At 61.9% G+C, this 9,596-nt stretch carries 9 protein-coding genes and 1 pseudogene; 9 read left to right on the forward strand and 1 reads right to left on the reverse strand.

Going from position 1 to position 9,596, the window contains the following annotated elements:
- The 5 genes from petA to AC1D0P_RS22850 all read left to right on the forward strand — a co-directional run.
- A partial coding sequence (petA, locus tag AC1D0P_RS22830; protein ID WP_477678838.1) for a ubiquinol-cytochrome c reductase iron-sulfur subunit occupies positions 1 to 260 on the forward strand: 260 nt, incomplete at its 5' end.
- A gap of 118 nt (positions 261 to 378) precedes the next feature.
- Positions 379 to 1,788 carry a cytochrome b gene (locus tag AC1D0P_RS22835; RefSeq protein ID WP_477678839.1) on the forward strand — a complete coding sequence of 470 codons (1,410 nt, stop codon included), beginning with the start codon at positions 379 to 381 and terminating at the stop codon, positions 1,786 to 1,788.
- Between the two features lie 18 nt (positions 1,789 to 1,806).
- Positions 1,807 to 2,562: a cytochrome c1 gene (locus tag AC1D0P_RS22840; protein WP_477678840.1), complete on the forward strand. Its 756-nt coding sequence runs from the start codon at positions 1,807 to 1,809 to the stop codon at positions 2,560 to 2,562.
- Positions 2,563 to 2,649: 87 nt separating this feature from the next.
- Positions 2,650 to 3,261, forward strand: a complete 612-nt coding sequence (locus AC1D0P_RS22845) for a glutathione S-transferase N-terminal domain-containing protein (RefSeq protein ID WP_477678841.1) — start codon at positions 2,650 to 2,652, stop codon at positions 3,259 to 3,261.
- Positions 3,262 to 3,302: 41 nt separating this feature from the next.
- Positions 3,303 to 3,857: a ClpXP protease specificity-enhancing factor gene (locus tag AC1D0P_RS22850; protein ID WP_477678842.1), complete on the forward strand. Its 555-nt coding sequence runs from the start codon at positions 3,303 to 3,305 to the stop codon at positions 3,855 to 3,857.
- A gap of 40 nt (positions 3,858 to 3,897) precedes the next feature.
- Here AC1D0P_RS22850 and AC1D0P_RS22855 read toward each other — a convergent pair whose 3' ends face one another.
- Positions 3,898 to 4,215 (reverse strand): hypothetical protein, encoded by a 318-nt coding sequence (locus tag AC1D0P_RS22855; RefSeq protein ID WP_436157452.1) that lies wholly within the window; start codon positions 4,213 to 4,215, stop codon positions 3,898 to 3,900.
- 50 nt (positions 4,216 to 4,265) lie between these two features.
- Here AC1D0P_RS22855 and AC1D0P_RS22860 point away from each other — a divergent pair, with 50 nt between their 5' ends.
- The 4 genes and pseudogenes from AC1D0P_RS22860 to AC1D0P_RS22875 form a co-directional block, all read left to right on the forward strand.
- Positions 4,266 to 5,258, forward strand: a complete 993-nt coding sequence (locus AC1D0P_RS22860) for a M23 family metallopeptidase (RefSeq protein WP_477678843.1) — start codon at positions 4,266 to 4,268, stop codon at positions 5,256 to 5,258.
- A gap of 211 nt (positions 5,259 to 5,469) precedes the next feature.
- Positions 5,470 to 8,020, forward strand: a pseudogene (secA, locus tag AC1D0P_RS22865) (preprotein translocase subunit SecA).
- Positions 8,021 to 8,077: 57 nt separating this feature from the next.
- Entirely contained in the window at positions 8,078 to 9,319 is a 1,242-nt protein-coding gene (argJ, locus tag AC1D0P_RS22870; protein ID WP_477678844.1) for a bifunctional glutamate N-acetyltransferase/amino-acid acetyltransferase ArgJ, read from the forward strand.
- A 6-nt stretch (positions 9,320 to 9,325) separates the two neighbouring features.
- Positions 9,326 to 9,596, forward strand: a 271-nt coding sequence (locus AC1D0P_RS22875; protein ID WP_477678845.1) for a DUF815 domain-containing protein, incomplete at its 3' end; no start/stop codon positions are given.

Genomic DNA, 9,596 nt, shown 5'->3' on the forward strand with positions numbered 1-9,596 from the left:
CCATCAAGCCCGAAACGCTGGTCGTCGTCGGCATCTGCTCGCACCTGGGTTGCTCCCCTTCCGACAAGTTCCAGCCCGGCGCGCAGCCTTCGTTGCCCGACAACTGGGCCGGCGGCTTCCTGTGCCCCTGCCACGGCTCAACCTTCGACATGGCCGGCCGCGTCTACAAGAACAAGCCCGCGCCCGACAACCTCGAGGTCCCTCCGCACATGTACCTGTCAGACACCCGGTTGCTGATTGGTGAAGACAAAAAGGCCTGAAGGCGCTTTGTTCCCCGAGCTCCTTCACAAGACCCTGTAGCCAGCGCCAGATAGCCGCCGACACCCAGACGCAGCTATCCGGCGCTTGCCAAAGAACCCCACCGAACCAGGATCAGTTATGGCTGAATTCAAAGAAATTTCCCCCGATGCCCCGCTCGCCGCCAAGGCGATGAACTGGGTCGACAACYGGTTTCCCGCCAGCAAGCTCTACAAAGAGCACATGAGCGAGTACTACGCACCGAAGAACTTCAACTTCTGGTACATCTTCGGCTCGCTGGCCATGCTGGTGCTGGTCATCCAGATCGTGACCGGCATCTTCCTGACGATGAACTACAAGCCCGACGCCGCCCTGGCTTTCGGCTCGGTCGAATACATCATGCGCGACGTCCCCTGGGGCTGGCTGATCCGCTACATGCACTCGACGGGCGCTTCGGCCTTCTTCGTGGTGGTGTACCTGCACATGTTCCGCGGCCTGCTCTACGGCAGCTACCGCAAGCCGCGCGAGCTGGTCTGGATTTTCGGCTGCGCGATTTTCCTGTGCCTGATGGCCGAAGCCTTCATGGGCTACCTGTTGCCATGGGGCCAGATGAGCTACTGGGGCGCCCAGGTGATCGTCAACCTGTTTGCCGCGATTCCCTTCATCGGTCCTGACCTCGCGCTGCTGATCCGCGGCGACTACGTGGTGGGCGACGCCACGCTGAATCGCTTCTTCGCGTTCCACGTGATCGCCGTGCCGCTCGTGCTGCTGGGCCTGGTGGCCGCGCACATCATCGCGCTGCACGAAGTCGGCTCCAACAACCCCGACGGCGTCGAGATCAAAGGCCCCAACGCACCGAAAGACGCGCAAGGCCATCCGCTGGACGGCATCCCCTTCCACCCGTACTACACGGTGCACGACATCTTCGGCGTGAGCGTCTTCCTGATGATCTTCTCGGCGATCATCTTCTTCGCTCCCGAATTCGGCGGCTACTTCCTCGAGTACAACAACTTCATCCCGGCCGATCCGCTGAAGACGCCGGCGCACATCGCCCCGGTCTGGTACTTCACGCCTTATTACTCGATGCTGCGTGCCATCACCAGCGAGATGATCTATGCATTGATCGCCTGCGTGATCGGCGCCGCGGCTTTCAGCATCTGGAAATTCCGCATGCCGGTGTTGCTGAAGGCGGTCATCGCCGGTGCGGCCGTCGTGGGCGCCGCGCTGCTGCTGTCCATCGATGCGAAATTCTGGGGTGTGGTCGTGATGGGCGGCGCCGTGGTAATCCTGTTCTTCCTGCCCTGGCTCGATCACAGCCCTGTCAAGTCGATCCGCTACCGCCCCGACTGGCACAAATACCTCTACGGCATTTTTGTCGTCAACTTCCTGGTGTTGGGCTACCTCGGCGTCCAGCCGCCATCGCCCATCGGTGAGCGCGTCTCCCAGGTCGGCACGCTGTTTTACTTCGGCTTCTTCATCCTGATGCCGTGGTGGAGCCGTGTAGGCACCCCCAAGACACCGCCGGACCGTCCTGTTTTCCACGGTCACTGAGAGTTGGAGATAAAAACGATGAAAAAGATTATTTTTGCGCTGGTTACCGCCTTTGGCCTTGTGGCCGGGGCACAGGCTTCGGAAGGCGGCATCGCCTGGGACAAGGCGCCCGACCGGACCAACGACCTGGGGTCCCTGCAAAACGGCGCCAGGCTGTTCGTCAATTACTGCCTGAATTGCCATTCCGCTGCCTTCATGCGTTTCAACCGCCTGAAAGACATCGGCCTGACCGACAAGGAAATCAAGGACAACCTGCTGTTCACCACTGAAAAAGTGGGCGACACCATGAAGGCCGCGATCGACCCGAAACAGGCCAAGGAATGGTTCGGCGGCAATCCCCCAGACCTCACCGTGATCGCACGCTCGCGCGCCGGCGCCGGCGGTACCGGCGCCGACTACCTCTACACTTACCTGCGCACCTACTATCGCGACGAAACCAAGGCCACGGGCTGGAACAACCTGGCTTTCCCCAGCGTTGCCATGCCGCATGTGCTGTGGGAATTGCAGGGCGTGCGGACGCCGGTGTTTGAAGACAAGGAAGAGCACGGCCACAAGGTCGCGATTTTCAAAGGTTGGAACCAGGTCACGCCCGGCACCATGACGCCGCTGCAGTACGACCAGGCCATGGGCGACCTCGTGGGCTACCTGCAGTGGATGGGTGAGCCGGCCCAGAACACCCGTATCCGTGTTGGTGTCTGGGTGCTGATTTTCCTTCTCGGCTTGACCTTTGTCGCCTGGCGCCTGAATGCGGCGTTCTGGAAAGACGTCAAGTAATTTTTCGCCGGGACCTTGTTCCCGGCACCTTCTGGAGTGGATGCTTTTTATATGTATCCACTCCTTTGCATTTAGGAGTTCCGCACCATGATGGTCCTTTATTCAGGCACAACCTGCCCCTTCTCGCACCGCTGCCGCTTTGTGTTGTTTGAAAAAGGCATGGACTTCGAAATCCGTGATGTCGACCTGTACAACAAGCCCGAAGACATCAACGTGATGAATCCCTACGGCCAGGTGCCCATCCTGGTCGAGCGCGATTTGATCCTGTATGAGTCGAACATCATCAACGAGTACRTCGACGAGCGCTTCCCGCATCCGCAACTGATGCCCGGCGACCCGGTCGACCGCGCACGCGTCCGCCTCTTCTTGCTGAACTTCGAGAAAGAGCTGTTCGTCCATGTCAGCACGCTGGAATCGCGCGCGTCCAAGGGCAACGAAAAAGCGCTGGAAAAGGCCCGCTCGCACATCCGCGACCGCCTGACGCAGCTGGCACCCATCTTCTTGAAGAACAAATTCATGCTGGGTGACAATTTCTCCATGCTGGACGTGGCCATTGCCCCTTTGCTGTGGCGCCTGGATTACTACGACATCGACCTGTCGAAGAATGCCGCGCCGCTGCTCAAGTATGCTGAACGCATCTTTTCGCGCCCGGCCTACATCGAGGCGCTGACGCCATCCGAAAAAGTGATGCGTAAATAATCTACGGATTCGATTTCCGGACAAGCAGTTTGGCTGAATTCATGAACGCCTTGGACGCCACGTCGACGCGCCCCTACCTCATAAGGGCGCTCTACGACTGGTGCACCGACAACGGCTTCACGCCTTATGTGGCCGTGTCGGTGGATGACACCGTTCAGGTGCCGCGCGAGTACGTGAAGAACAATGAAATCGTGCTCAATATCAGCTTTGATGCGACTTCGTCGCTCAAGCTGGGTAATGATTTCATTGAGTTCAAGGCACGTTTTGCCGGCAGCGCCCGGGAAATCATGGTGCCCATCAGCCATGTGATCGCCATCTATGCCCGTGAAAACGGGCAGGGCATGGCTTTTCCCATGGTGGCGCCCGCTGCCGCCGGCCAGGTTTCCAGTGCCGAGGCGGCGAGCGACGCCGGGCTGACGGCCCCTGCGGCTGCGCCGGCTTCCGCGCCGGCACAGCACAGTCCGGCGGACGGACCCGAGGGAAAGATCATGCAACTGGTCCCGGACAGCGCACCCGATGCGGAAGACGGTGGCCCCGACAACCCCGAGCCCCCCAAGCCGCCGCGCGCGCGGCCTTCGTTGAAACGGGTCAAGTAAAATAGCCTCGCGCCGCTTTAGCTATTGAAGAAACTGGCTACTACTTTTTCCTTATTAGGATCTTGAGCCGGATTGAGGTAACCTTCCAACCTTTGCCTATAAGGCGGGTCTGGATCAAGGGGAGCAATTGGCGGATTTTTGCGGCGGCCGCGTTGCCGTTGACCAGCAGGCACCAGGTTTCGCCGTCGATGGGCCCGGCCTGGACCGCCGGCCGCAAGGCTTCCGGCAACAGCGGCTCAATCGCCTTGAGCCTGTCGCTGGACTCCTGGACGAGTTCAGTCAGCCGTGCCAGGGAGGGTGAATTCCCGGCGGCCTGATAAACGGAGAGCGCCTGCGGAAGGCGCCGGTCGGAGGTCATGGTGGACGGTGCTCGGCCTGGTGAGCGCAAGCTTTTAAAGAGGTAGACAAGTGCATTTGATTATCACGGATGCGTGGCTGGCGAAAAGTCGGGCCATCTATTTAAGCGGGACAAAACTGGTTCTGGCGGGCTTTGTCGCCGCGCTGGCGCTCATGCTTGTGGCTGCCGGCCTCTACCACTGGGTGTTTCTCAAGGGCGCCCGCGAAGGATGGCCGGTCGTAGGCTCGCTGGTCAAACTCATGGTCAAGGACGAATTCGACCAGCGCGACCGTTTCATGCGCGAAAACCTCGACGTGATGGCCAAGCGGGTCGGCGAGATGCAGGCCAAGATGATGCAGCTCGAGGCGCTCGGCGAGCGGGTGTCCGGCCTGGCCGGCGTCAATCCCAATGACATCAAAGTCGCGCCCGGCCGCGGCGGCGCACTGGTGGCCGGCCCCTCGCTGACCATGGAAGAGCTGCAAGCCACGCTGGCGGACCTGGACAAACTCACTGATCAGCGGGTCGATCTGATGACCGTGATGGAGTCGCGCCTCTTCGACCAAAAGATCAAGAAAATGATGGTGCCTACCCAGGAGCCCGTGGCAGGGGGCAACCTCGGCTCGCCTTTCGGCTGGCGCATAGACCCGATGAACGGACGCTCCGCGCTGCACACCGGGCTCGACTTCCCTTCCGAGCCGGGCACGGCCATCCTGGCCGCAGCGGGCGGCGTCGTGGTTACGCAGGAATACCACCCGGCCTATGGCAACATGGTCGAAGTCGACCACGGTAATGAGCTTGTCACGCGCTATGCCCATGCCTCGCGCGTGCTGGTCAAAAAGGGCGACCTGGTCAAGCGCGGCCAGAAGATCGCCGAAGTCGGCACCACCGGCCGGTCCACGGGTCCGCACCTGCACTTCGAGGTGCTGGTCCAGGGTGTTTTCCAGGATCCGCAGAAATTCCTGACCGCGGGACAGAAACTGCCCGGGCCCATGGTGGCGTCCGCTGCCGCGCGGCTTCCCGCTCCCGCGCCGGTACAGTCCGCGCAGCTGCCGCGCCCCCACTAGGCGGTATGCCCGCCATGCGCATGTGCATGGCTTTTCAGGCCCGATGGCGGTTTTATCTCGGATAGCCGTGCAGCTCCCCTGGCAGAGTTAAAATCAGAGGTTTGGGCCCAGTTGAACTCACTGATGGCGCCCACACCTAGGTTCCGTACTCAATAAGGGATTTCGGCCGCATTGCCAGCTCATGGGGAGCGGTCAAGGCGGCCTCGCATTTATGGCTTCCAACATCCTGACCAAAATTTTCGGCAGCCGCAATGACAGGCTGCTCAAAACCTACCGCAAAACCGTAGAACGCATCAATGCGCTGGAGACCCAGTACGAAAAGCTTGACGACGACCAGCTGCGCGCCAAAACCCAGGAGTTCAAAACCAGGGTAGCCGCTGGCGAGGAACTCGATGCCATTCTTCCCGAAGCTTTCGCGGTGGTGCGGGAAGGCAGCAAGCGCATCATGAAGATGCGCCACTTCGACGTGCAGATGCTGGGCGGCATGTCGCTGCACAACGGCAAAATTTCCGAAATGCGTACCGGCGAGGGCAAGACCCTGACCGCCACGCTGCCGGTCTACCTCAATGCCTTGACCGGCAAGGGCGTGCACGTGGTCACGGTCAACGACTACCTGGCCAGCCGCGACGCGCGCTGGATGGGCAAGCTCTACAACTTCCTGGGCCTGACGGTGGGCATCAACCTGCCCAATATGTCGCGCGAGGAAAAGCAGGCCGCCTACGGCTCCGACATCACCTACGGCACCAACAACGAGTACGGTTTCGACTACCTGCGCGACAACATGGTCTATGAAGTGGCGGACCGCGTTCAGCGCGGCCTGAACTACGCCATCGTCGACGAGGTCGACTCGATCCTGATCGATGAGGCGCGCACGCCGCTCATCATCAGCGGCCAGGCCGAAGACCACACCGAGATGTACCTGGCGATGAACAAGATCGTCCCCATGCTGACGCGCCAGGAGGGCGAGGCCGACCCGCGCACCGGCGAAGGCGTGACCAAGCCCGGCGACTTCACCATCGATGAAAAAAGCCACCAGGTGTTCCTGACCGAGCAGGGCCATGAGAGCGCCGAGCGCCTGTTGTTCAACCTGGGACTGATCCCCGAGGGCTCCACCCTGTACGATCCGGCCAACATCTCGCTGATGCACCACCTGTATGCGGCCTTGCGCGCCAACCTGCTGTACCACCGCGACCAGCATTACGTGGTGCAGGACGGCGAAGTCGTGATCGTTGACGAATTCACCGGCCGCCTGATGTCGGGCCGCCGCTGGAGCGATGGATTGCACCAGGCCGTCGAAGCCAAGGAAGGCGTGCAGATCCAGGCCGAGAACCAGACTCTGGCGTCCATCACCTTCCAGAACTACTTCCGCCTCTACACCAAGCTGTCCGGCATGACCGGCACCGCCGACACGGAAGCCTACGAATTCCAGGAAATTTACGGCCTCGAAACCACGGTGATCCCGCCCAACCGCGTGAGCCGCCGCGATGACCAGCTGGACCGCGTCTACAAGACCACGCGCGAAAAATACGAAGCCGCCATCAAGGACATCCGCGAATGCTATGAGCGCGGGCAGCCCGTGCTGGTCGGCACGACCTCGATCGAAAACTCCGAGATCATCGACCAGCTGCTGATCAAGGAAGACCTGCCGCACCAGGTGCTCAACGCCAAGCAGCATGCCCGCGAAGCCGACATCATCGCCCAGGCAGGCCGTCCGAAAATGATCACCATCGCCACCAACATGGCGGGCCGCGGCACCGACATCGTGCTGGGCGGCAACGTTGAAAAACTGATCGAAGCGGTTGAAGCGGACGAGGCGTTGGATGCCGCCGCGAAAGAGGCGGAAATCGCCCGCCTGCGCGCGGCGTGGAAGGAAGAACACGAACAGGTCACCGCGATGGGCGGCCTGCGCATCATCGCGACCGAACGCCATGAATCGCGCCGAATCGACAACCAGCTGCGCGGCCGTTCCGGCCGCCAGGGTGACCCCGGCTCCTCACGCTTCTACCTGAGCCTGGACGACCCGTTGATGCGCATCTTCGCGGGCGACCGCGTCAAGGCCATCATGGAGCGGCTCAAGATGCCCGACGGCGAGGCAATCGAAGCGGGCATCGTCACCCGCAGCATCGAGTCGGCCCAGCGCAAGGTCGAGGCYCGYAAYTTCGACATYCGCAAGCASCTGCTCRAATAYGACGACGTCSYCAACGACCAGCGCAAGGTGATCTACCAGCAGCGCAACGACATCATGGACGCCGCCAGCCTGCAGGCGCAGATCGCCTCCCTGCGCGAAGGCTGCTTCACCGACCTGGCGCGGCAGTATGTGCCGGCTGAAAGCGTCGAAGAACAGTGGGACGTGCCCGGGCTTGAGAACGTGCTGCGCGAGGAGTGGCAGATCGAACTCCCGCTGCGCCAGGAGCTGGAAGCCGCCACGGCCATCACTGATGAAGAAGTGGTCGAAAAGGTCATCGCGGCCGCCAATGCCGCCTTCGCCGACAAGGTTGAGAAAATCGGTGAAGAAAACTTCACGCAGTTCGAACGAGCTCGAGCAGGCGGCCGAGGAAATGGAGAACCGCGCCGAAAACATCGCCAACGTCACCTACACTGCGCCCACCGAAACCGGCGGCGTGGAAACGACGGTAGACGAGGAATCGCAGCGCCGCGCGCCGGCCGTGCCGGTCGGCGACATGCCCCGTGTCGGCCGCAACGACCCGTGCCCTTGCGGTTCGGGTAAAAAATACAAGAACTGCCACGGCCAGCTGAACTGAGCGCCTGCCCGAACAGAACGTTTTCCAAGCCCCACACTGGTTTTCCGGAGTCAACACATGCCCGTCAATCTGGTCGCCACGCCCGCCGCGGACCTCCACCCTGTTCCCGGCGTGCGCTGGGGTATCACCGAAGCGGGCATACGCAAAGCCAATCGCAAAGACCTTTCGGTGCTGTTGCTCGACGAGGGGGCGTCGGTGGGGGCCGTTTTCACCCAGAACCGCTTTTGCGCGGCGCCCGTGCAGATCTGCCGCGAACACCTCGCGAAGAACGGCGGCATGACGGCGGGCATACGCGCCATGGTCATCAACACCGGCAATGCCAATGCCGGAACCGGCGACGACGGCCTGAGCCGAGCGCACGCCACCTGCATCGCGCTGGCCCGCCTGCTGGATCTCGCGCCCGAACAGGTTTTGCCGTTTTCCACCGGCGTGATCATGGAGCCCTTGCCTAACGACCGCATCGCGGCGGGCCTGCCGGCCGCGCTGGCTGATGCGAAGGAAAACAACTGGGGCAATGCGGCTGAAGCCATCATGACCACCGACACGGTGGCAAAGGCTTTTTCCAAACGCATCAAGCTTTCGGGCGCCGAAGTCACTATCACCGGCATTAGCAAGGGCGCCGGCATGATACGGCCGAATATGGCCACCATGCTGGGTTTCATGGCGACCGACGCCTGCGTGGCCCAGCCGCTCATGGCGCAGCTGGCCCGGGAACTGGCGGAGGGCTCGTTCAACCGCGTGACGGTGGACGGCGACACCTCGACCAATGATTCCTTTGTGGTCGTGGCCAGCAATAAAGCCGCCCATGCGCCCGTGACCTCGCTAGACAGCGCCGACGGCCAGGCCTTGCGCGCAGCCATGATGGACATCGCCCGGCAACTGGCGCAGGCCATCGTGCGCGACGGCGAAGGCGCCACCAAGTTCATGACCATCCAGGTCGAGGGCGGCAAGGACGGCGAGGAATGCCGCAAGGTGGCTTACGCCATCGCCCATTCGCCGCTGGTGAAAACCGCGTTCTTCGCCAGCGATCCCAACCTGGGCCGCATTCTCGCGGCGGTCGGTTATGCGGGCATTGGGGACCTGGACCAGACGAAAATCGATTTGTACCTGGACGAAGTGCTGGTGGCCAAGAACGGCGGCCGGCACACCGGCTACGTCGAGGCTGACGGCCAGCGCGTGATGAAGCAAAGCGAGATCACGGTACGCGTGGTACTGGGCCGTGGCACGGCGGCCGACACCGTCTGGACCTGTGATTTCTCCTACGACTACGTCAAGATCAACGCCGATTACCGAAGCTGAGCCCGCATGAACGAGCAGTTTGAGCGCCTGATCGCCCGCGCCGAGTCCCTGATGGCGCGGATCGAGTCCGTGCTGCCGCAGCCCCTGGCCGCGCCGGACTGGAGCGCCTCGATCGCCTATCGCTACCGCAAGCGCAGTTCCGGCCACGGCTCGCTCGAGCCGGTGCGGCACATCGGCAACATGAGCCTCGGTGACCTCAAGGAAATCGAGGACCAGAAGGAAAAGATCACGCGCAACACCGAGCAGTTCGTGCTGGGCAAGCCCGCCAACAACGTGC

It is taken from the genome of Polaromonas sp. P1_G2 (assembly GCF_056405515.1).

Bases quoted from the DNA above. Each gene is read 5' to 3' on its own strand.
- AC1D0P_RS22850 (WP_477678842.1), top strand. From the start codon at position 3,303: ATGAACGCCTTGGACGCCACGTCGACGCGCCCCTACCTCATAAGGGCG.
- AC1D0P_RS22855 (WP_436157452.1), bottom strand. From the start codon at position 4,215: ATGACCTCCGACCGGCGCCTTCCGCAGGCGCTCTCCGTTTATCAGGCC.
- AC1D0P_RS22840 (WP_477678840.1), top strand. From the start codon at position 1,807: ATGAAAAAGATTATTTTTGCGCTGGTTACCGCCTTTGGCCTTGTGGCC.
- argJ (WP_477678844.1), top strand. From the start codon at position 8,078: ATGCCCGTCAATCTGGTCGCCACGCCCGCCGCGGACCTCCACCCTGTT.